We start from the raw sequence: 21,239 nt of genomic DNA, 5'->3' as shown, positions 1-21,239 counted from the left end.
CTGTGAACGACCGTAACCACCAACCGGGCAACATTGAAGGTTACCACTCGGTAGGGTGCTTTCGGTCAGCGGGATGACGGCCGCAACTCCGCCTGGTCGTCATCGCCCCGGTCGGCCGGATAGCCCCGGACGTCCGGGGCGCCCAGCCGGGCGGCGTCCGCCGCGGCGTCGTCCGGCATCAACTGGGACTGCCGTTCGGCCTCCACCCGGGCGCGGTAGTGCTCGACCTCGCGGGCCCGGGTGGCCGCGTCCCAGCCGAGCACCGCGCCCATCAGCTCGGCGGTGTGCTCGGCCGACTCCAGGCCGCGGTGGCTGGTCTCGAAGGAGATGCGGGTCCGTCGGGTGAGCACGTCCTCCAGGTGCAGCGCACCCTCGGCCCGGGTCGCGTAGGTGACCTCCGCGGCCAGGTACTCCGGAGCGCCGGCGAGCGGGGAGGCGAGCAGCGGGTCGGCGTCGATCATGGCCAGCAGGTCGAGGGTGAGGGTGCCGTACCGCTCCAACAGGTGCTCCACCACACCGACCGGCACGCCGTGGCGGCGGGCCAGGTCGGCCCGGTCGCGCCACATCGCGGGGTACCCGTCGGCGCCGAGCAGCGGCAGGTCGGCGGTGCGCGACGGCCGGGCGCCGCCCAGCCGGCGGGCGGCCCGGTCGACCACGTCGGAGGCCATCACCCGGTACGTCGTGTACTTGCCACCGGCGACCAGCAGGAGACCGAGCATCGGCTCGAAGACCGCGTGCTCGCGGGAGAGCTTCGAGGTGGAGTCGGCCTCGCCGGCCAGCAGGGGCCGCAGACCGGCGTACACGCCCTCGATGTCGGCCGTGGTCAGCGGGCGGTCCAGCACGGCGTTGACCTGCTGCAACAGATAGTCGATGTCGCTGGCCGAGGCCGCCGGGTGGGACCGGTCCAGCCGCCAGTCGGTGTCCGTGGTGCCGATGATCCAGTGCCCGCCCCAGGGAATGACGAAGAGCACCGAGGTGGCGGTGCGCAGGATCAGCCCGGTCTCGCCGGTGATCGCCGAGCGGGGCACCACCAGGTGCACGCCCTTGGAGGCCCGGACCCGGACACCGGGGCGCAGGCCCACGTCGTTGAGCATCCGGGACATGTCGTCGCTCCACACGCCGGTGGCGGCGATGACGGTGCGGGCCTGCACCTCGAACTCTGCGTCCGGCGAGCCGGCCGGCGCCTCCAGGTCGCGTACGCGTACCCCGGTCACCTCGCGGGCCTGGCGGATCAGGCCGACCGCCCGGGCGCTGCTCACCACCGTGGCGCCCAGGCTGGCCGCGGTGCGGGCCAGGGTGACGACCAGCCGGGCGTCGTCGACCTGCCCGTCGTAGTAGCGGATCGCGCCGGCCAGCGCGTCGGCCCGCAGGCTGGGGAAGATCCGGCGGGCGCCCTCCCGGGTGAGGTGCCGGTGCAGCGGCATGCCCCGGCCACCGCCGAAGATCCCGGCGAACGCGTCGTAGGTGGCCACGCCCGCGCCGTAGTAGGAGCGGCGGAAGATCCGGCCGGGCAGGTCCCGCAGGCCCCGGCCGGCGGGCAGCGGCACCAGGAACGGCACCGGCCGGACCAGGTGCGGCGCGAGCCGGGTGGCCAGCAGGCCGCGCTCGGTGAGCGCCTCGTGGACCAGGTGGAACTCCAGCTGCTCCAGGTAGCGCAGGCCGCCGTGGATGAGCTTGCTGGACCGGCTGGAGGTGCCCGAGGCGAGGTCACGCGCCTCCACCAGGGCCACCTTCAGGCCCCGGGAGGCCGCGTCCAGGGCGGCGCCGGCACCGGTCACCCCGCCCCCGATGACCAGCACGTCGAAGCGTTCCGAGCGGAGTCGGCGCAGGTCGGCGGCGCGGCGGACCGGCGAGAGCTGCCCGGCGACGGAGCGGGAGATGTTGGGGTCGCGCACCCGTCCACCGTAACCGCCACGGCCGGTGCGTCGACATGCACGGCATGCCCCGTACTGTTCGGGACATGCCGGTCGGCCCTTCGACACCCGCTGGTCAATTGCCGCCCCACCCTCCGTCACCCCCGGGTCGGGCCAACCCGTGGCCGGTTGTCGGCGCCGCGCTGGCCGGCGGCTGGACCGTGGTGGTGACCGTGGGCACCCAGGCCGGTGGCTGGCTCACCGACCAGGTGCTGCTGGGCTTCGGGCGCGACCGGGTGGGCTGGCTCTGGCCGGTGCTGGGCCTGGTCACCGTCGTGCTGGTCGGTACGCCCGCGCTGCTGCTGGCCCTGCTGCCCCGCTCGGCGGCGGTCCGGGCCACCGGTCGGTCCTGGCTGGTCGCGGCGCTCGCGCTCGGCCTGCTCACCCTGCTGCGGGCCGTACCACCGGTGCACCACGAGTTGTACCTGGCGGCGCTGGCCGGCACGGCGGCGCTCGCCGCGCTGATCCTGCGCCGCCTCTCCCACCGATCGGCCGTGCGCTCGGTCGCCGCGCAGGGCGCGCGGCGGCTCACCCGCCCCGGCGCGGTGACGCTGCTCGCGATCGCGGCCGGGCTGGCCCTGCTGCTGCCGTGGGTCTGGGTGGGCGCGCTCGGCGGGCTGCTGGAGACGGTCCTCGCCGTGCTGGCGGCGACCGCGCTCGGCACCCTCGCCGCCACGCTGCTGGACGAGGCGTTCTGGTCCCGGTTCGCCGTGGGTCGGCCACCTCGGCCCGCCCGGCTGGTGCTCGTCGGCGGCCTGGTCGCCGGGGTGGCGCTGCTGCTCCTCGCCGCCGGCGCCGGCCAGTCCGGCGCGCAACTGCCCGCGCTGCTCACCCTGCCGCCGGTCGGCTTCGCGCTGGCCGCGCTCCAGGCGGCGTACCGGCGTCCCGTGCCGCCCGGTGAAACCAGCTCGGGGGCACTCGTCGAGGCGGGCGACGGGCGGTCCGCGACCGCCTGGCTGGTGGGTCTGGCGGCGCTCGGCCCACTGGCCACCACCGACCCCGAAGAGATCACCCTGCTGCTGTCGACCACCCGTGACGTGCCGTACTGGGTGGCGGTCGCCGCCGCCCTCGGCCTCGCCGTCGCGGCCCTGGTCGCCATCGGGTACGGGGTGCTGCTGGCCCGGCCGGGCGCGCGTACCCCGAGCCGTCGGGTGGCCGCGGTGACCGCGGCGGTGCTGGTGGCGGCGGTGGGCGTGGTCGACCTCGGACCCGGCCAGCCCGGCCTGCACGGCGAGCGGCTGCTGGTGGTGCTGCGCCAGCAGGCCGACCTCACGGGTCTGGCGGCGGGCGCCCCGGGCCGGGCCGGTCGGGACGCACGGGCCACCGAGGTCTACCGGCGGCTGGTCGCCACCGCCGACCGGACCCAGGCTGACCTACGCCGGGACCTGACCCGGCTGCACCTGAACCCGGTGCCGTACTACCTGGTCAACGCGATCGAGGTGGACGGCGGACCCGCCGTGCGGGCCTGGCTGGCCCGCCGGCCCGAGGTGGCCCGGGTGCTGGTCAGCCAGCGGTTGCGTCCACTGCCGGCGCCGGCCGGCCAGACCCGGGGCACCGCCCCCGCACCCACCGGCCCGCAGTGGAACATCCGCCAGATCGGCGCCGACCGGGTCTGGTCCCAGCTCGGGGTGACCGGTGCGGGCATCGTGGTCGGCAGCTCCGATTCCGGCGTGGACGGCAGCCACCCGGCGCTGCGGGCCGGTTTCCGCGGTGGCGACGACTCCTGGTACGACCCGTGGCGGCGCAGCCGGGCACCCACCGACCAGGGCGGGCACGGCACCCACACGGTGGGCAGCGCGGTGGGGCGCGGCGGCATCGGGGTGGCGCCGGACGCCCAGTGGGTGGGCTGCGTCAACCTGGCCCGGAACCTGGGCAGCCCGGCGCACTACCTGGACTGCCTCCAGTTCATGCTTGCGCCCTTTCCGACCGGCGGAGACCCGTTCACCGACGGACGGCCGGAGCGGGCCCCGCAGGTGCTGACCAACTCGTGGGGCTGCCCGGCGATCGAGGGTTGCGATCCGGATGTCCTGCGGCCGGCGACCGCCGCACTCGACGCCGCCGGGATCTTCGTGGTCGCCGCCGCCGGCAACACCGGCCCGTGGTGCGCCTCGATCGACGACCCGCCGGCGCCCTACCCGGACGTGCTGACCGTGGGGGCGGTCGACGCCCAGGGGCGGGTGGCCATGTTCTCCTCACGCGGGCCGGTACCGGGTGGGGCCGGCAAGCCGGACGTGCTGGCGCCGGGCGTGGGCGTGGTGTCGGCGATGCCGGGCGGCGGGTACGCCGCGCTGGACGGCACCTCGATGGCGACCCCACAGGTGGCCGGGGTGGTCGCGTTGATGTGGTCGGCGAACCCGGCGCTGGTCGGCGACCTGGCCCGGACCCGCCAGATCCTGCGGGACACGGCGACCGCGGCCGAGCCGACCTACCGCTCTCGCAACCCGGTGGACGCCTGCGGCGGTCCGGCCGCCATCACCGGCGCCGGCCAGGTCGACGCCCTGGCCGCCGCGCAGGCCGCCCAGCGGTAAGGAAGGGCACCTTGCTAACGCCTACGGTTGTAGAGGGGCCCTTGTTAACGCGATGGGCGGAAGCCACCACCGGCACCCGGTGATCTAGGGTCGGCGACCATGGACGCCGCGATCACCATCACCGAACTTTCCGTCGACCTGCTCCCCGAGGCGGTGCGGCTCTGCGAGCGGGCGCTCGACCTGCCGGAGGACGCCGAGGAGGCGGGCGACATCGTCGACGCGCTCTGGCCGCGGGCCGCCGCCGACCGACCGGTGCTGCCGCTGGGCGCCTACCGGGGGGACGAGCTGGTCGGGGTGCTGCTCGGCTCGGTGTCCTCGGCCGACCCGGGGCTGGGGCACGTGGACCTGATCGCGGTGCTTCCGGAGCAGCGCCGTCAGGGCGTCGGGAGGGCACTGCTGGAGCGGGCCGAGCAGGTCCTCGGCGGGCGCGGAGCGACCGAGTTGCTGCTGGCCGGGAACCCGCCGTACTACGCCTGGCCGGGCATCGACGTGCGCTACACCCCGGCGGTCTGCGCCGCCCTGGCGCTGGGCTACCGGCAGGACCGGACCGCCTGGAACATGACCGCCGACCTGTCGTACGAGGAGTCGCCGGCACTGCGGTCCACGGAGGCGGCGGAGCGGCGGCTGGCCGAGCGGGGCGTCACCGTACGTCGCGCGGAGCCGGCGGACCTGCCGGCGCTGGTCGCGTTCGCCCGGTCCACCTTCGGCGGCGCGTGGGACGGCGAACTCGCCCAGTCGGTGGGGCGCCCCGACGCCGGTTGCCACCTGGCGGAGCGCGACGGCGAGCTGCTGGGCTTCGCGGCCTACGGGGCGTGCCGGCCGAGCTGGTTCGGGCCGATGGGCACCGCACCGGCCGCCGAGGGCTCGGGCATCGGCGGGGTGCTGCTGCGCCGCTGCCTGCGTGACCAGCAGCGGGAGTCGGGGGTGGAAGCGGCGCAGATCGGCTGGGTCGGGCCGGTCCCGTTCTACTCGGGCAGCGCGGGCGCCCGGATCGAGCGGGTCTTCTTCCTGTACCGACGCACCCTCGACGGCAAATGAGGGCGAATAGGATATAGATCCAGATAGCGCCATTCGTCGGCAAAGGCCATCGACGCCCCCTACCGTTTCGGTAGAGGAGGCAGCCATGACCACGGACGACGACCAGATCGACGACGGCCCGCCCGTCACCTGGAAACCGGTCGGTGAACTTCCCGGGCAACTGCCGTTCGAGCGGCTCGACTACGGCGACGCCGAGCAGTTGGCGGAGATGACCGCCGACGGGTGCGGCCCACCCGACGAGCCGCAGGAGATGGTGGACGCCCCCATCCAACTGCCGCCGCCGTACGACCGGGCGCACAAGCGACGCAACCAGCGACCGCTGCCCACCTGACGAAAGAACGGGGCGGACCGCGTCAGCGGCCCGCCCCGTCCGGTGTCGGAACTGGACTCAGAAGTCCATGTCCCCGCCACCCGGGCCAGCCGGGGCGGCCGGGGTCTTCTCCGGCTTGTCCGCCACGACGGCCTCGGTGGTGAGGAACAGCGCGGCGATCGAGGCGGCGTTCTGCAGCGCCGACCGGGTCACCTTGGCCGGGTCGATGATGCCCGCGGCCAGCAGGTCCACGTACTCGCCGTTGGCGGCGTTGAGGCCGTGGCCGGCCTCCAGGTTGCGGACCTTCTCCACCACGACGCCGCCCTCGAGGCCGGCGTTGACGGCGATCTGCCGCAGCGGGGCGTCCAGCGCGATCTTGACGATCTGCGCGCCGGTCGCCTCGTCGCCGACCAGGTCCAGCTTGTCGAAGGCGGTCTTGCCGGCCTGCACCAGCGCGACGCCACCACCGGGGACAATGCCCTCCTCGACGGCCGCCTTCGCGTTGCGAACGGCGTCCTCGATGCGGTGCTTGCGCTCCTTGAGCTCGACCTCGGTGGCCGCGCCGACCTTGATCACCGCAACGCCGCCGGCCAGCTTGGCCAGCCGCTCCTGCAGCTTCTCCCGGTCGTAGTCGGAGTCGCTCTTGTCGATCTCGGCCCGGATCTGGTTGACCCGGCCCTGGATCTGGTCGGCGTCGCCGGCACCGTCGACGATGGTGGTCTCGTCCTTGGTCACCACGACCTTGCGGGCGCGGCCCAGCATGTCGACGCTGACGGCGTCCAGCTTGAGGCCGACCTCCTCGCTGATGACCTGGCCACCGGTGAGGATGGCGATGTCGGCGAGCATGGCCTTGCGGCGGTCACCAAAGCCCGGCGCCTTGACGGCGACCGACTTGAAGGTGCCCCGGACCTTGTTGACCACCAGGGTCGCCAGGGCCTCGCCCTCGATGTCCTCGGCGATGATCAGCAGCGGCTTGCCGCCCTGCATGACCTTCTCGAGGATCGGGAGCAGGTCCTTCACCGACGAGATCTTGCCGTTGACGATCAGGAGGTAGGGGTCGTCGAAGACGGCCTCCATGCGCTCCGGGTCGGTCATGAAGTAGGCCGAGATGTAGCCCTTGTCGAAGCGCATACCCTCGGTGAGCTCGAGCTCCAGACCGAAGGTGTTGCTCTCCTCGACGGTGATGACGCCTTCCTTGCCGACCTTGTCCATCGCCTCGGCGATGATCTCGCCGACGGTGCTGTCACCGGCGGAGATGGAGGCGGTGGAGGCGATCTGCTCCTTGGTCTCGACGTCCTTGGCGAGCTTGGACAGCTCCTCCGAGACGCTCGCGACCGCGGCCTCGATGCCCCGCTTCAGGGCCATCGGGTTGGCGCCGGCGGCCACGTTGCGCAGGCCCTCGCGAACCAGGGCCTGGGCCAGGACGGTCGCCGTCGTCGTGCCGTCACCGGCCACGTCGTCGGTCTTCTTGGCGACCTCCTTGACCAGCTCAGCGCCGATCTTCTCGTACGGGTCCTCGAGCTCGATCTCCTTGGCGATGCTCACACCATCGTTGGTGATGGTGGGGGCACCCCACTTCTTCTCGAGCACGACGTTGCGGCCCTTGGGGCCGAGGGTCACCTTCACGGCGTCGGCGAGCTGGTTCATGCCCCGCTCGAGGCCGCGGCGCGCCTCTTCGTCGAACGCGATCATCTTGGCCATACGGCGTTGTCCTCCTGGACACTCACGGGCCACCCGAGTGTGTGCCCCGGATGGGCCGCCTGGTGTACGCACCTTGGGACGTCGCCACCTGGCGACGACGACGTCCTTCGGCCGGGCCGGATAGCCCGCGACGACCGGCCATGTGTCACCCCGGCGTCTCCGCGCCGGCGCGACCGTGGCCCCACCGTCCCGACCATTGGCACTCACGGTATGCGAGTGCCAATGACTTGTTTAGCACTCTCCCCTGCCGAGTGCAAGCACGATGGCGTCGCTCAGCGGAGTTCGGCGGCCAGCCGGGCGCTGTTCACCGGCGCCTCATGGGCCCGCTGCTCGGCGTACGTCACCAGCAGGCCGACCAGTTGCGCGAGGTGGGCGGGCAGGGCCAGCAGCGCGGCGATCCCGATCACCACCACCACGCCGACGGCGGTGCCCGGTGCGCCGAACGGGTCGGTACCGAACGGGACGCTGCCCACCGACTCCAGCGTCCCGGGAATCACGGTGCCGATGATCACCGCCACGGCGACCAGCGCCACCCGGCCCAGCACCAGCCCGAGCCGGTCGTGGAACATCCGGAACGACCGGCCGATCGGGTTCTCCCGCTCGAAGAGGTACACCGGCCCCGCCATGCTGAGCGCGAACGCCAGGTAGATGCCGGGCAGTACGCAGAAACAGAAGCCCAGGCCCATGATCACGCTGATCAGCAGGGTCCAGCCCCAGAGCCCGAGCGCCCGGCGCAGGCCGTAGCGCAGGGCCGACCCGAGATCGACCGACTCACCGGCCGCCTGCCGGGCGATCACCCAACTGCCGGCGGCCCATCCGATGGACTGCACCAACCCGACCACCAGGGTGCCGCCGATCAACACGGCGAGGAGACTCACCAGGTCGAGGGCGAAGGTGTCCGGCAGCCCCGCCGTCGGGTCCGCCCCCGGAGGGCCCGCCCATCTGGCCGACGGGTCCGCCCCGAGGGAGAGCACGGAGAGCACGGCTGCGGGCAGAACCTGGGTGAGCAGCATGATCGGGACCAGCAGGCGCCAGCCCCGGCGCACCGCGGCCGTGCACCGCTCGAACCAGCCACCCAGACCGGCTCCGGGCGGCGTGACCAGGGGGTCGTTCGGGTCGAGTCCGTGACCGGGCGGGTACCAGCCGACCGGCGCTCCCGGGTACCACGGCTGCCCGCCGTACGGACCGGAGCCGAGCGGGTATCCGCCCGTCGGCGGGGACACCCAGCCCTGCGGCGGCGCACCGTAGGGACCCGGGCCCTGCGGCGGCATGCCCGCAGGGTCCCAACCCTGCGGCGGCGGACCGCTCTGCACCCAGCCCTGCGGCGGGGTGCCCGAAGGGTTCCAGCCTTGCGGCGGCGTGCCCGACGGCGCCGACCCGGGCGGGGGTTGGCCGGACGGGTCCCAGTGGGGCTGGGACGGGCCGGACGGGCCCGGCTCGCCTGGCCCGGTGGGTGGGACGGGCGGGGGCGGCTGGTCGGTCATGAACCCTCCTCAGCGTCTGCTGGAACGGCTCATGATCTTCCCGGCTGACGGCCCCCGGCGCATCCCCGCTCCGGGCGATCAACCGGAGCCGTCCGGTGGCGGGCCAGCGGACGGGGAACGCGCACCCGGCGGGCCCGTTCAGGCGATGACGCGCACCTGCTCGGCCTGTGGGCCCTTCTGGCCCTGGGCGATCTCGAACTCCACCCGCTGGCCGTCGTCCAGCGCCTTGTAGCCGTCCATCTCGATCGCCGAGAAGTGGACGAACACGTCCTGACCGCCGTCGACGGCGATGAAGCCGTAGCCCTTTTCCGAGTTGAACCACTTCACGGTGCCCTGTGCCACGGTGCACTTCCTCACTCTGTGCGGCGTTCCCTGCCCGGCGACGGCACGGCCGGCGCCTCGGACCACTGCTTCCACGATCGACGACGGCCGCTGAAACGGGTGACCGAAATCGCACGCTACACGAGGCGTGACCGCCGCGCACGACCACAAATCGGGCATATTCCGAGGCCATGACGGGTATGGCGGCATTGTCGCCGGTCGCTGTGATAGGTATGCGGCATGACGAGCGCGCCCGGTCGGGCGGACCGCACCGGCGCCGCGCCCACCGCGCGACGGGCCGAGATCCGTCGGGTCCGCCCGGCGGACGCCGCCCGGATGCGGGCGCTGCGGCTGGAGATGCTGGCCGACGCGCCGCTTGCCTTCCTGGAGACCATCGCCGACGCGGCTGCCCGCCCGCACGCCGAGTACGCGGCCCGGGTCGCGTACACCTCGCGCGGCGAGCAGACCGCGCAGTTCGTGGCGGATCCCGGTGGTCGCTTCGTCGGGCACGCCGGCGGCACGGTCTCCCCGCACGAGGCCAAACTGACCGTGGTCTACGCCGTCTACGTCACCCCGGCCTGGCGGGGCAGCGGGCTGCTCGCCGAACTGATCGACGGGGTGGCCGCCTGGTCGCGGGCCTGCGGTCGACCGGAACTGCTGCTGGAGGTGGTGGTCGGCAACGACCGCGCCTACCGGGCCTACCAGCGGCTGGGCTTCACCGACACCGGAATCCGCGTCCCACACCCCACGGTCCCCGCCCTGACCGAACTACAGATGCGCCGCCCCGCCTGACCCCGAACCCGAGAACCCGACCCGAGGCAGCACCTCTGGGATCGAGCCCCAGCCCGAGGACTCAACCCGAGGCAGCGCCCCTGAGCTCACCCCCAGGTCGCAGCGACCGGCCGCAGGGCGACACGGCAGGGTTTCCGGGGCGGGCTGCCCCGGAAACCCCTACAACAAGATCAGACAGGCCGCCGCGACTGCACGATCCGGAACCGATTAGCCACATACGCCCCATCGGTCAACGCCGAGTTCGCCGCCGGGTTGGCGCCACTGCCGTGGAAGTCGGAGAAGGCCGCCGACTGGTTCACGAAGACTCCGCCGGTCAGGTTGCAGGACAGGTGCACCCCGACGTCCACCGCCGCGGCCTCGGTGGCGTCCAGCACGGCCTCGTCCGTGGAGTACACGCCCGCGGTGAGCGCGCCCTTCGCACCGATCGTCGAGCGCATGATCTCCAGGCTGTGCGCCGTCGAGTCGGTCGCGATGACGAACGAGATCGGCCCGAACCACTCCCGGCCGTAGGTCGCCGTGTCGTCCGCGGCCAGCTTCACGATCGTCGGCGTACGCACCACCGCGTCGGCGAAGGACGGGTGCTGCACGGCCCGCGACTCCAGCACCGGCTCGCCGACCTTGGTCACCTCGGCCAGCCGCTCCAGCACACCGTCGTTGACGATGGCGCCGGTCAGCTCGACGCCCCGGGCGGGGTCGGCGGTCAGCTTGCCGACCGCCGCGGCGATCCCGCCGGCCACCTCGGCGAAACTCTTGTGCCCCTGGTCGGTCTCGATGCCGCCAGCGGGGATGAGGATGTTCTGCGAGGTGGTGCACATCTGGCCGCTGTAGAGGGTCAGCGTGAAGCCGAGGTTGCGGCACATGCCGGCGAAGTCGTCGGTGGAGTCGATCACCACCGTGTTCAGGCCGGCCTTCTCGGTGTAGACGGCCGCCTGCCGGGCGTGCGTCTCGAGCCAGTCGCCGTACTCGGTGGAGCCGGTGAAGTCGACGATCTTCACGGCCCGGTGCAGGGCCAGGTCGCTGGCGAGCTTCTCGCCGGGCGCCTCGGCGGCCAGCAGGATCAGGTTCGGGTCGAAGCCGGCCTCGGCGAGCACCTCGCGGGCGTACTTCACGGTGATCGCCAAAGGCAGCACCGCGCGCGGGTGCGGCTTGACGATCACCGGGTTGCCGGTGACCAGCGAGGCGAACAGCCCCGGGTACGAGTTCCAGGTCGGGAACGTGTTGCAGCCGATCACCAGGGCCACCCCACGCGGCACCACGTGGAACGTCTTGGTCATCCGCAGCGGGTCGCCCTTACCGGCGGACTTCTCCCAGCCGGCGGTGCCCGGGTGCCGGGTCATCTCGGCGTACGCGTACGCCAGCGCCTCCAGCGCCCGGTCCAGCGCGTGCGCGCCACCGGCCTGGAAGGCCATCACGAACGCCTGACCGCTGGTGAACTGCACCGCGTTGGCCAGCTCGAAGATGTGCTTGTGCAGCCGGTCGAGGATCTCCAGGCAGACGCCCACCCGGGCCTGCGGGCCGGCGTCGCGCCAGGCCGGCAGCGCGGCGGAGGCTGCGGCGACCAGCTCGTCGGCGGTGGCGTGCGGGTAGCGCACCGCGAGGTCCACCCCGAACGGGCTCGCCTCGGTGGCGACCCGGTCACCGGCGCCGGGCTGGTCGAGTGGGAAGTCGCCACCGAGGTACGCCTCGAAGGCGGCCTTCCCGTCGGCGGCGGCGGTCTCGCCGTACACCCGGGGGCTCGGTGACTCGGGATAGGCGGACCAGTAGCCCCGCTCCGTGATCGCGGTCAGCGCCCGGTTGAGGGTGTCGGCGTGCCTGTTGTACAGGGGATGCGGGGTCTCCGTCATGCCCGCCATCATGCCTGAGGACGGCCGGGGAGCAGTAGCGCCGATGTCCGTCAGAGAGTGAGCTGCCAGTTGTTCCAGGAGTCCACCGGGCGGAAGCCGAGCCGCTCGTTGATCGCCACCATGTAGCTGTTGCTGGCCGCGTTGAAGGTGTCGATGACCCGCACCGACTGCTCGTGGGTGAGCAGGTGGTGCAGGTTCTCGGCCTTGGCGATCAGACCGAGCCGGTGCCCACGGTGGGCCGGGTCGACGATGGTGATCTGCTGGAAGGCGTGCCAGTCGGCGGACGCGCCGACGTCGAGCAGCGTCCAGGCGACCAGTCGGCCGGACGCCTCGTGCCGCATCCCCAGGTGGTAACGGCGCCGGCCGCGCGCTTCCAGCGCCCGCTCGGTGCCCCGGATCCGCTCGGCGTCCACCTGCTCCGGTTCCCACTGCACGTCCCCCATGGGCGCGTCCATGAGCAGCCGACCGTCCAGGTACGCGATGTCCGCGACGTACTCCTGCGGGGTGGCGCCCTGCCAGCAGACCGACTGGTAACCCTCGGCGCGCGGGCGAGCCTCGGCCAGCGCCGCCCGCAGTGCGATCCGGTCGATCTCGTCGACCTCGAGCCGGCGACGCACCTCGACCAGGGCGGGCTGGGCTCCGGTCGCGGCGGCGAACGCGTCACCCGCCCCCGACCGGGCCGGCCCGTCGGGCAGCGCGCAGACGGTCATCGCGACCACCCGCTTGCGTCCCTGCTCGCGCAGCAGGCGTACCCCGTACTCGTGCAGTGCCCGGCCGACGCCGCGACGCCGCAGCTCCGGGTGGACCACCAGCTCGACGGTGGCGTTGTCGGTGTTGTCGAGCTGGGGCAGGTCGAGCTGGAGGTGGCCGGCCGGCACGCCGTCGAGGCGGGCCAGCGCCCAGAGCGTGGCGGTGCCCGGCATCGGCGTGGAGAAGAGCGCGTCGAACCGACGCCGACAGAACGGCGGGAAGTCCGGCACGTCGACGCCGCCCGCCGCCGCGCCGATCCGGTACGCCTCGTCGACCGCGGCCCGGTCGGCGCCGTCGAACGACGCGATGGTGATGCTCATGCCGGGAAGCCTGCACCCCGCAAAAGCGATCAGGCCAGCGATTTAATCGCTGGCCCGATCGGACGTGGTCGGGAGGGGCACTCGCACAACGCCTCCGGCGTTGGGTCGCAAGAACTTCAAAAGTCTTCGGCGAAGTGCCCTCCCGCACGGAGCATCTTGCGCCGTCCGGTTCCTGTCGTCAAGTCCATACCGGCGGGTTTTCCACACTCACAGCGAAAAGCCAGTTACCCGGCGGATCGCTCCGCTCCCCCATCCGGGCGATCCCCCCTCGGCGGGTCAGCCGAGCAGGCCGGCGTCGCGGGCAGCGCGCAGCGACGGACGGATGCGGTGGGTCGGGCCGACCTCGGCGGCGACCGCGTCGATGGTCTTCAGCCCCTCACCGGTGTTGAACACCACGGTCTCCGCCGCCGGGTCGAGCCTGCCGGATTCGACCAGCTTGCGCAGCACCGCGACGGTCACCCCGCCGGCGGTCTCGGCGAAGACGCCGGTGGTACGGGCGAGCAGCCGGATGCCGGCGCGGATCTCGTCGTCGTCGGCGTACTCCATCCAGCCGCCGGTGCGGCGCACCGCCTCCAGCGCGTAGAGGCCCGCGGCCGGGTCGCCGATGTTCAGCGACTTGGCGATGCCGGTGGGCTTGACCGGGGTGATGGTGTCGCTGTCGGCGTGCAGGGCGGTGGCGATCGGGTTGCAGCCGGCGGACTGGGCGCCGAAGACCTTCCAACCGCCGGCCGGCGCCTCGACCAACCCGATCTCGACCAGCTCCTGGAACGCCTTGTCGATCTTGGTGAGCAGCTCGCCGCTGGCCATCGGGATGACGACCTGCGCCGGGATACGCCAGCCGAGCTGCTCGGCCACCTCGTAGCCCAGGGTCTTGGAGCCCTCCGCGTAGTACGGCCGGACGTTGACGTTGACGAAGGCGGTGTCCTCGAACTCGTCGGTCTCCACCAGCTCGCCGCAGAGCCGGTTCACGTCGTCGTACGAGCCGTCGATGGCGACCAGCTCGCCGCCGTACACGGCGGTGGTGATGACCTTGCCCTGCTCCAGGTCGCTCGGGATGAACACCACCGAGGGCACCCCGGCCCGGGCGGCGTGCGCGGCCACCGAGTTGGCCAGGTTGCCGGTCGACGCGCAGGCGAACCGGCGGAACCCGAGCGCCCGGGCGGCGGTGAGCGCCACCGAGACGACCCGGTCCTTGAAGGAGTGGGTCGGGTTGGCGCTGTCGTCCTTGACCCAGAGCGGCGCGGTGATGCCCAGCTCGGCGGCGAGGTGCGGGGCCGACACCAGCGGCGTGAGCCCCGGGTCCAGGGTCACCCGGGTGGCCGGGTCCTGGCCGGCGGGGAGCAGCGCGGCGTACCGCCAGAGGTTCTTCGGGCCGGCCTCGATCTGCTCGCGGGTGACCTTGGCCAGCTCGGCGGTGTCGTAGTCGACCTCCAGCGGGCCGAAACACTCGTAACAGGCGTGCTGCGCGGCGAGCGGGTAGCGGGCCGAACAGGCGCGGCAGACCAGGGCGCGGGCGGGGCTGGCGGTGGTGTCGATGCCGGAGGCGGCGATCGTCGACGTCATGTCGAGGAGTCCTCTCATCTTTCCCCGCATCGCACCGTGCGGCGGGGACGGAATTGGCACCTGCCCCGCGGGACGCTCAGCGATGAGCGCGCGGGGTGGTTGCCGGGGCGTCGTCGGGCCGTATCCCTCAGCCCCTCTGGATGAGGTATGCAGTTGTGCCGTCGAGTCTAGGCAACGCGGGACGCCGCCTCCACCGCCGTTCCCACGCTGTGAGCCACCGGGCCGGACGGGTGGTCGGTCAGCGGTCGGCCACCGCCGCCGGGGCGACCACCGCGACCGGGTCGGTCACCGCGGCCGGCCGGGGCAGCGACGGGGCCCGCGTCCGGGACCGGGTGACGAGGTTCGCGGCGACCAGGGCGGCGATGGTGATCGCGGCTCCGGCCAGCTCCACCGGCTCCGGCCGGTAGCCGCGGGCGATCTGCACCGCGAACGTGGTCACCGGAACCAGATTCATGAACAGGGCGGCGTTGGCGGCCCCGAGCCGCTGCACGCCGGTGTTCCACGCCAGCACCGCGATCACGGCGCCGACCACCACGGCGTACGCCAACTGCGGGGCGACCGCCGCGAGATCGGCCGCGCCGGGCGCGTGCTGCCAGCCGATGCCGTCGGCGAGCACGCTCGCGGCCAGCAGGGCGGCCGTGCCGGCGAGCGCGGTCAGCGCCGAGTAACGCAGCGGCGACCAGGCTCCGAACCGGCTGGCGCCGTGGGTGTAGACGGCCCAGCCGATCACCGCGCCGATCATCATCAGGCCGCCGAGACCGAACTGGCCGAGCCCGGCCAGGCTCCCGCGGGTGATCACCAGGCCGACTCCGAGGAGCGCGACCAGGGACAGGACCAACAGGAGAGGCGTCGGGCGTACGCCGTCCCGGGCCCAACGGACCAGCTGCGTGATGACGGGGGTGGTCGCCACGAAGAGGGCCACCTGCTGGGGTGCGGCGTGCTCGAGCGCCAGGTTGGTGAGCAGGTTGAAGCCGGCGAAGCCGACCGCCCCGAGCACCACCACCTCGACCGCCCGGCCCCCCGGGCGCAGCGCGCCGGCGCCTTCGCGGAGCAGCAGGATGGCGACCAGGACGACGGCGGCCAGCAGGTAGCGGGCGGTGGTCAGGTTGAGCGGATCGACCCGGGCCAGCGCGGTGGCGAGAATCGGGAACATCATTCCCCAGCTCAGCACGGCCAACAGCGGGTAGGCGGCGGTACGCGAGCGCATCGACAACTCCAATGTTCGACTATTTTCGAACCAATACCACCGACCATAGGAGCAGGTTCGACGATTGTCGAACAACGGTTACACTGGTCACATGAAGCCGCACGAACCCGAGCTGCGCGACGTACCCGTCACGGCCGTGCTGGGAGCCCTGGCCGACGACATCCGGCTACGGATCGTCCGGGCGCTGGCCGAGGAGGGCGAGCGTGCCTGCGGCAGCCTGGAACTCGGCATCTCGAAGGCCACCCGCAGCCACCACCTCAAGGTGCTGCGCGAGGCCGGCCTGACCCGCACCCGGGCCGCCGGCACCAGCCGCTACGTCCAACTGCGCCGTGCCGACCTGGAGCAGCTCTACCCGGGACTGTTGAACGCCGTTCTGACTCGGCAAACTCCGCCCCAGCAGGACTGACGCAGACCGGCGGCGCAGACCCGGCCCGCTCAGCAGATCTCGGAAGGAACCCGAGCTCCGCGAGGGCGCTCTCCTTCCAGATCGCCCGACCCAACCGCGGACCGAGACAGAGGCGGGACCGTGAACGGGGACGGGACGGAGTAGCCGGCGGCAGCCTGCGTGCACCTCCTGTCGAGCTGCCCCAGATATGGGGCGGGGCAGAACAGCGGGCGGGGCTGAACAGCGGGCGGCGCTAGCAGCGGGCGGCGCCGAGCAGGGGCCCGCCGCCACTCGCGACAGGGACGAGCGACAGTGGGTGCCGAGCCGTGACGAGGACGAATGCAGCTGAGATCGAGGGGCGGGCGGCGGCGCGGCGGTGGCGTGGATGAGGATCGGTGGATGATCTCCCAAGGCACGGCGGCACGACGGCACACTCTGGCCGGCACGGCGGCCGCGGTGGCTCTCGTGCTCGGCGCCTGCGGTCCCGCCGACGATCGAGGGCAGGGCGGGCACGGCCCGGGCCCGATCCCCGGGTTCACGACCCCGGCCAGCCCGACGACGTCGGCGGGCATCGACCCGATGGCTCGGTGCCCGGAGTTCGGCATCCTGATCCGGGCGACCGGGTCGGATGCCGCGATGGGGCTGCGCGCTCTCGGCCTGGAGTGGTCAACTGCGGCGACCGCCCCTACCGGCTCAACGGCTACCCGGTGCTGCGCGTGCTGGACGACCACCGCGAGCCGATCGCCCTGCGGGTGCTGCACGGGGCGAAGGAGATCACCTCGGGCTTCGACCAGGCGCCCCGGCCGGTCGAGCTGCACAGAGGTGAACGGGCCACTGCCGTGGTGTTCTGGCGCAACCTGGTCACCGACCCGACCGTGCCGGCCGCCAACGGGGCGTACCTGATGGTCGCGCCGGCCGCCGGGCGGTCGGCCGAGAGCGTCGACCCGGACGGCCCCATCGACGTGGGCAACACCGGTCGGATCGGCGTCAGCGCCTGGAAGAAGGCCGAGTCGCCCGCGCCCTCGCAACCGGCCATGCCGCCGGTGCCCAGCGCCGTGCCTTCGTCGGTCAGCCCGCCGGACGGCCGGCTGTGAGATCAGTCGGCTACGACGTGACGTCCTTGCGGGTGAAGCGCCAGAAGGCCAGCCCCCAGAACAGCGTGGCGTAGCTGATCGCCGAGATGGCGCCGCGTACCACGTCGTCGGTCTGCACCGGGGTGGACAGCAGCCCCAGCCAGGCGGCGCTGAAGTGGGTCGGCAGGAAGGCACGCAGCGCGCCGAGGGCGGTGATCTGGTCCAGGATGCTCGACAGGATCCAGAGCAGGACCGCTCCGCCCACCGCGCCCAGCGCCGCGTCCGTCGTCACCGACAGCAGGAACGCCAGACCGGCCACCACCAGCAGTACGACCGCCAGGTAGCCGAGCACCGCCAGCAGCCGCAACAGGCCCTCCCCCGGCTCCAGCTCCGCGGCGACCGTGCTGCGCAGCGGCGACCAGCCGTAGCGCAAGGTGCCGGCGACCAGGGCGGTGCCGGCCAGCAGCACCAGGGCCAGCCCCGAGTACGCCAGCGCGACCACCAGCTTCACGGTGAGCAGCCGGGCGCGGGGAACCGGGATCGCCAGCAGGTAGCGCAGGCTGCCCCAGCTCGCCTCGCTGGCCACCGTGTCCCCGCAGAAGAGTGCGACCACGACCACCAGCAGGAACGACGCCGATACGAAGATCGAGAACAGGGTGAAGTTGAGCCCGCCGGAGGTGGCCAGGTCGACCAGGCTGGAGAACTCGTTGTTGCCGTTGTCGTCGTCGCCGCCGGAGTTGAACTGGAACGCGACCAGGATGATCAGCGGCAGCAGCACCATGAACCCCAGCGCGAGCTGGGTCCGCCGCCGGGACGCCTGCCGGCGGAACTCGGCGCCGAACGGCATCGTGGCCGACGGCCGGTAGCCCGCCGCCGCACCGACCGTGGAACTCCCCATCACCGGTCACCGCTTCCCCGAGAGTTCTCGCCCACCAGGGCGAGGAACGCGTCCTCCAGGCGGCGCCGGGGCACCACCCGGTCCACCCCGATGCCGGCGCGCACCAGCTCGGCCACCACCTCGCTGCGGGCCGTGCCGTTGGTGTCCACCACCAGTTCGCCGTCGCTCTCCGGCAGCACCCGGACCCCGTGCAGCCGGTCCAGCACCGCCCGCGCCGCCACCGGGTCGCTGACGTCGAAGAGCACGCTCGGCGACTCGCCCACGATCTCCTCCACCGGCCCGGACGCCACGATCCGGCCCTTGTTCACCACCACGGCGTGCGTGCAGGTCTGCTCCACCTCGGCGAGCAGGTGACTGGAGACCAGCACCCCGCGCCCGTCCGTGGCGTACCGCTGGAGCACCCGGCGCATCTCGGCGATCTGCGGCGGGTCGAGCCCGTCGGTCGGCTCGTCGAGCACCAGCAGCTCCGGCAGGCCCAGCATGGCCTGGGCGATGGCGAGCCGCTGGCGCATGCCGTGGCTGTAGTTCTTGATCTTCCGGTGCACCGAGTCGCCGAGCCCGGCGATCTCCAGTGCCTCGTCGAAGTGCGCGTCCGCCGCCGGCCGGCCGGTGGCCCGCCAGTACGCCCTCAGGTTCTCCAGGCCGGACAGGTGCGGGAGGAAACCGGGCCCCTCGACCAACGCGCCGATCCGGGAGAGCACCGGCGAGCCGGGCACCAGCCGACGGCCGAAGACGTAGATCTCCCCCGCGGTCGGCTGGGTCAGCCCCATCAGCACGCGCAGCGTGGTGGTCTTGCCCGCGCCGTTCGGCCCGAGCAGCCCCATCACCTGGCCCGGGTGCACCTCGAAGTCCACGTTCGACACGGCGACGAAGCCGTCCGCGTACTCCTTGCGCAGCCGGCGCACGGCCAGCGGTGTGTCCGCGTACTCCGGATGCACGGAGCTGTCCTGCCGGCGGTGCCGGCGGCGGACCACGGCGACGACCACGACGAGCCCGACCGCGATGGCGACGAGCAGCCCGGCCAGCACCCAGCGCCAGACGGTCGCCGTGGTGGGGATCGGCTCGCCGGTCACCGTCGGCAGGCTGACCGCGCCGTCCGCCGCGACCGTGTAGACGGTGGGCTGGGCCGGCGTGGTGTACGCCTGGTCGGAGCTGGCGACCACCAGCCGCAGCAGGTGCCCGGCCTCGACCCGACGGACGATCCCGGGCAGCGTCACGGTGACCGGCGTGGCGTCCTGCACCCGCTGCGGCAGGCCGGTGAGCCGCACCGGGGCGACCAGCCCGTTCGGCAGGGTGGCCGTGCCGTCCGGGTCGACGTCGTAGAGCTTGACGAAGAGCACCGCCTCGCCGGTCGGGGAAGCGGCGCGCAGGGTGACGGTGGGTGCGCCCACCACGTCCACCGCCTCGGTCAGCGGCGTCGACTCGAACCGGGCGTGCTGGCCGGGTACGTCGCCGGCCACTCCGCCGAGCAGGGAGGTGAGCGCCCCGGCGAAGGGCACCGAGGAGATGGCGGCCGGATTGCCGTTCGGGGGGTTGGCGATCGGCTGGGCCGGCCCGGCGACGGTGACCTCCCGCCGGGCGTCGCCGGCCAGGCCCGGGTAGTCGGTGCCGCGGTAGCCGGTGGCCACCAGACCCCGGTCGAGGGCGTCGAAGCCGGCGATCCGCGACCAGGTGAAGTCGTCGCCCGGCGCGTCACCCTCGCCCTTGACGTAGTGGTCGAGCCACTGCGCGGTCAGGAACCTGACCCGGTCGGAGTCCGAGCGGGGGCCCGCGCCGCCGTCGTGCCCGCCGGTGAACCACGCCACCCGGACCGGGGTGCCGGCCGCCGCGATGCCCCGGGCGTTGGCGTCCGCCTCGCCGAGCGGGAAGAGGGTGTCCGCCTCGCCCTGCACCAGCAGGGTCGGAGCCTCGATCCGGTCCAGCACGCCGGCCGGGCTGGAGCGGCGCAGCAGATCGACGGCGGCCTGGTCGGCCCGGCCGGTGGTGGCGATCCGCAGGTACGCGGCGCACACATCGGCCGCGAACCGGCCGCAGGACGGGTCGGCGGCGCCGGCCGGGGCGCCACCGGGACCGGTGCCCGGTCCTGCGCCCGGCTCCGGGCTGGGCGGGCCGGCCGACGCCGGTGCGCCCTGCGGCTGGGCGGCGGTGGCGCCGGAGAGCCCGGCCGGACCGGTGCCGGCGTTGCCGCCCCCGCCGAAGAAGAGCCCGGCCCAGCCCTTCTTGAACACGCCCTCGGTCGGCGCTCCACCGGTGCTCTCCGGCAGGAACGCCCGGGACAGGTCGTTCCAAGTGATCATGGGGACGATCGCGTCCACCCGCCGGTCCTGGGCGGCGAGCAGCAGCGCCAGGCCGCCGCCGTACGAGCCGCCGACCACGCCGACCTTCGGGTCGCCGGCGGCGTCGGTACGCACCTCCGGGCGGGCGGCCAGCCAGTCCAGCAGTCGCTGGGCGTCGCGGACCTCGTAGTCCGGACTGTCCAGATGGATCTCCCCACCGCTGCGGCCGAAGCCACGGGCGGTCCAGGTGAGCACGGCGTATCCACGACCGGCGAACTCCTCCGCGTCGGCGCGCACCGACTCCTTGGTGCCGCCGAACCCGTGCGCCAGCAGCACCGCCGGCACCTTCCGCCCGGGCGAGGCGTCCGCCGGCAGATAGTAGGTGGTGTCCAGCGCCACCGGCTGGTCGCCGGCCGGTCCGGAGCGGACGGTGAGCATCGCGGTCTCGGTGCGGAAGCCCGCCCCCCGCGGCCACACCGCCCAGGTCACGGCGGCGGCCAGCAGCACGAGCACCGCCGCCGCGGCGATCGCGCGGCGGCGGGTGGGCAGGGCACGCCGGATCCACGCGGCCGGCGACGGCGATCTCATGCGGCACACGGTACGGCGCGCAGCCTGAGGGTTGGCTGAGATCCGCCGTACGTTCGTCCGGTTGCCCCGATCGACGACCGGACGGGTGCGACCGCGCATCGTCCAGCGCAACCCAGTGAGTTGAATTCGGATCCCGTGAATTCCGATCTTCGGCGGAAATCCACCTCGATCATTCCATGTCACACCCGTCGACGCGACACAGCGTGCCCGGAAGGCGGACCAACGGTGACATCGCTCGAACTGACGCA

The 21,239-nt window shown here is 73.1% G+C and carries 16 protein-coding genes and 1 riboswitch; of the genes, 6 read left to right on the top strand and 10 right to left on the bottom strand.

Annotation, left to right across the window (positions count from 1 at the left end):
• Window positions 1–65: 65 nt before the first annotated feature.
• Window positions 66–1,880, bottom strand: a complete 1,815-nt coding sequence (locus tag ACFOW4_RS02795; RefSeq protein ID WP_377524225.1) for a glycerol-3-phosphate dehydrogenase/oxidase — start codon at window positions 1,878–1,880, stop codon at window positions 66–68.
• Window positions 1,881–1,960: 80 nt separating this feature from the next.
• On the opposite strand from ACFOW4_RS02795, the gene ACFOW4_RS02790 reads away from it, so the two are divergent.
• From ACFOW4_RS02790 to ACFOW4_RS02780, 3 genes are all read left to right on the top strand, one after another.
• Window positions 1,961–4,441, top strand: a complete 2,481-nt coding sequence (locus tag ACFOW4_RS02790) for a S8 family serine peptidase (protein ID WP_377524118.1) — start codon at window positions 1,961–1,963, stop codon at window positions 4,439–4,441.
• Between the two features lie 99 nt (window positions 4,442–4,540).
• Entirely contained in the window at window positions 4,541–5,479 is a 939-nt protein-coding gene (locus ACFOW4_RS02785; RefSeq protein WP_377524116.1) for a GNAT family N-acetyltransferase, read from the top strand.
• An 85-nt stretch (window positions 5,480–5,564) separates the two neighbouring features.
• Complete coding sequence (locus ACFOW4_RS02780) at window positions 5,565–5,810, top strand: hypothetical protein (protein ID WP_377524115.1); 246 nt, start codon at window positions 5,565–5,567, stop codon at window positions 5,808–5,810.
• Between the two features lie 57 nt (window positions 5,811–5,867).
• On the opposite strand, the gene groL is transcribed toward ACFOW4_RS02780, so the two are convergent.
• The 3 genes from groL to ACFOW4_RS02765 form a co-directional block, all read right to left on the bottom strand.
• Complete coding sequence (gene groL / locus ACFOW4_RS02775) at window positions 5,868–7,490, bottom strand: chaperonin GroEL (protein WP_377524113.1); 1,623 nt, start codon at window positions 7,488–7,490, stop codon at window positions 5,868–5,870.
• A gap of 272 nt (window positions 7,491–7,762) precedes the next feature.
• Window positions 7,763–8,761, bottom strand: a complete 999-nt coding sequence (locus tag ACFOW4_RS02770; protein ID WP_377524112.1) for a hypothetical protein — start codon at window positions 8,759–8,761, stop codon at window positions 7,763–7,765.
• A 351-nt stretch (window positions 8,762–9,112) separates the two neighbouring features.
• Window positions 9,113–9,316 (bottom strand): cold-shock protein, encoded by a 204-nt coding sequence (locus ACFOW4_RS02765; protein WP_204924708.1) that lies wholly within the window; start codon window positions 9,314–9,316, stop codon window positions 9,113–9,115.
• A 219-nt stretch (window positions 9,317–9,535) separates the two neighbouring features.
• On the opposite strand from ACFOW4_RS02765, the gene ACFOW4_RS02760 reads away from it, so the two are divergent.
• Window positions 9,536–10,087, top strand: coding sequence for a GNAT family N-acetyltransferase (locus ACFOW4_RS02760; RefSeq protein ID WP_377524110.1), 552 nt, complete (start codon window positions 9,536–9,538; stop codon window positions 10,085–10,087).
• Window positions 10,088–10,257: 170 nt separating this feature from the next.
• On the opposite strand, the gene paaN is transcribed toward ACFOW4_RS02760, so the two are convergent.
• The 4 genes from paaN to ACFOW4_RS02740 form a co-directional block, all read right to left on the bottom strand.
• On the bottom strand, window positions 10,258–11,931 hold the full coding sequence (paaN, locus tag ACFOW4_RS02755) for a phenylacetic acid degradation protein PaaN (protein WP_377524108.1): 1,674 nt from the start codon (window positions 11,929–11,931) through the stop codon (window positions 10,258–10,260).
• A gap of 50 nt (window positions 11,932–11,981) precedes the next feature.
• Window positions 11,982–13,001: a GNAT family N-acetyltransferase gene (locus ACFOW4_RS02750; RefSeq protein ID WP_377524107.1), complete on the bottom strand. Its 1,020-nt coding sequence runs from the start codon at window positions 12,999–13,001 to the stop codon at window positions 11,982–11,984.
• Window positions 13,002–13,277: 276 nt separating this feature from the next.
• A complete protein-coding gene (thrC, locus tag ACFOW4_RS02745) occupies window positions 13,278–14,564 on the bottom strand; it encodes a threonine synthase (protein WP_377524105.1) in 1,287 nt (428 codons plus the stop codon).
• Window positions 14,565–14,575: 11 nt separating this feature from the next.
• A riboswitch (SAM riboswitch) is annotated at window positions 14,576–14,711 on the bottom strand.
• A gap of 91 nt (window positions 14,712–14,802) precedes the next feature.
• Entirely contained in the window at window positions 14,803–15,771 is a 969-nt protein-coding gene (locus tag ACFOW4_RS02740; RefSeq protein ID WP_377524104.1) for a DMT family transporter, read from the bottom strand.
• Between the two features lie 91 nt (window positions 15,772–15,862).
• On the opposite strand from ACFOW4_RS02740, the gene ACFOW4_RS02735 reads away from it, so the two are divergent.
• Both ACFOW4_RS02735 and ACFOW4_RS02730 read left to right on the top strand, forming a co-directional pair.
• Window positions 15,863–16,177, top strand: coding sequence for an ArsR/SmtB family transcription factor (locus tag ACFOW4_RS02735; protein WP_377524102.1), 315 nt, complete (start codon window positions 15,863–15,865; stop codon window positions 16,175–16,177).
• 641 nt (window positions 16,178–16,818) lie between these two features.
• A complete protein-coding gene (locus ACFOW4_RS02730) occupies window positions 16,819–17,250 on the top strand; it encodes a DUF4232 domain-containing protein (RefSeq protein ID WP_377524101.1) in 432 nt (143 codons plus the stop codon).
• Between the two features lie 10 nt (window positions 17,251–17,260).
• Here ACFOW4_RS02730 and ACFOW4_RS02725 read toward each other — a convergent pair whose 3' ends face one another.
• Window positions 17,261–18,127: an ABC transporter permease gene (locus ACFOW4_RS02725; protein ID WP_377524099.1), complete on the bottom strand. Its 867-nt coding sequence runs from the start codon at window positions 18,125–18,127 to the stop codon at window positions 17,261–17,263.
• Window positions 18,127–20,991: an alpha/beta fold hydrolase gene (locus tag ACFOW4_RS02720; RefSeq protein WP_377524098.1), complete on the bottom strand. Its 2,865-nt coding sequence runs from the start codon at window positions 20,989–20,991 to the stop codon at window positions 18,127–18,129. The genes ACFOW4_RS02725 and ACFOW4_RS02720 overlap by 1 nt, the downstream gene beginning before the upstream one ends.
• Between the last annotated feature and the right edge of the window lie 248 nt (window positions 20,992–21,239).

Source organism: Micromonospora sp. GCM10011542 (genome assembly GCF_042650685.1).
GTDB lineage: Bacteria > Actinomycetota > Actinomycetes > Mycobacteriales > Micromonosporaceae > Micromonospora.
The sequence above is the reverse complement of the archived record's forward strand: the minus strand, read 5'-3'. Positions and strand labels throughout refer to the sequence as shown.

What these genes read in the sequence shown, in the direction of transcription:
- ACFOW4_RS02735 (WP_377524102.1), top strand. Translation starts at nt 15,863, where the DNA reads ATGAAGCCGCACGAACCCGAGCTGCGCGACGTACCCGTCACGGCCGTG.
- ACFOW4_RS02725 (WP_377524099.1), bottom strand. Translation starts at nt 18,127, where the DNA reads ATGGGGAGTTCCACGGTCGGTGCGGCGGCGGGCTACCGGCCGTCGGCC.
- ACFOW4_RS02740 (WP_377524104.1), bottom strand. Translation starts at nt 15,771, where the DNA reads ATGCGCTCGCGTACCGCCGCCTACCCGCTGTTGGCCGTGCTGAGCTGG.
- ACFOW4_RS02785 (WP_377524116.1), top strand. Translation starts at nt 4,541, where the DNA reads ATGGACGCCGCGATCACCATCACCGAACTTTCCGTCGACCTGCTCCCC.
- ACFOW4_RS02770 (WP_377524112.1), bottom strand. Translation starts at nt 8,761, where the DNA reads ATGCCGCCGCAGGGCCCGGGTCCCTACGGTGCGCCGCCGCAGGGCTGG.
- thrC (WP_377524105.1), bottom strand. Translation starts at nt 14,564, where the DNA reads ATGACGTCGACGATCGCCGCCTCCGGCATCGACACCACCGCCAGCCCC.
- ACFOW4_RS02780 (WP_377524115.1), top strand. Translation starts at nt 5,565, where the DNA reads ATGACCACGGACGACGACCAGATCGACGACGGCCCGCCCGTCACCTGG.
- groL (WP_377524113.1), bottom strand. Translation starts at nt 7,490, where the DNA reads ATGGCCAAGATGATCGCGTTCGACGAAGAGGCGCGCCGCGGCCTCGAG.
- ACFOW4_RS02760 (WP_377524110.1), top strand. Translation starts at nt 9,536, where the DNA reads ATGACGAGCGCGCCCGGTCGGGCGGACCGCACCGGCGCCGCGCCCACC.
- paaN (WP_377524108.1), bottom strand. Translation starts at nt 11,931, where the DNA reads ATGACGGAGACCCCGCATCCCCTGTACAACAGGCACGCCGACACCCTC.
- ACFOW4_RS02750 (WP_377524107.1), bottom strand. Translation starts at nt 13,001, where the DNA reads ATGAGCATCACCATCGCGTCGTTCGACGGCGCCGACCGGGCCGCGGTC.
- ACFOW4_RS02790 (WP_377524118.1), top strand. Translation starts at nt 1,961, where the DNA reads ATGCCGGTCGGCCCTTCGACACCCGCTGGTCAATTGCCGCCCCACCCT.
- ACFOW4_RS02720 (WP_377524098.1), bottom strand. Translation starts at nt 20,991, where the DNA reads ATGAGATCGCCGTCGCCGGCCGCGTGGATCCGGCGTGCCCTGCCCACC.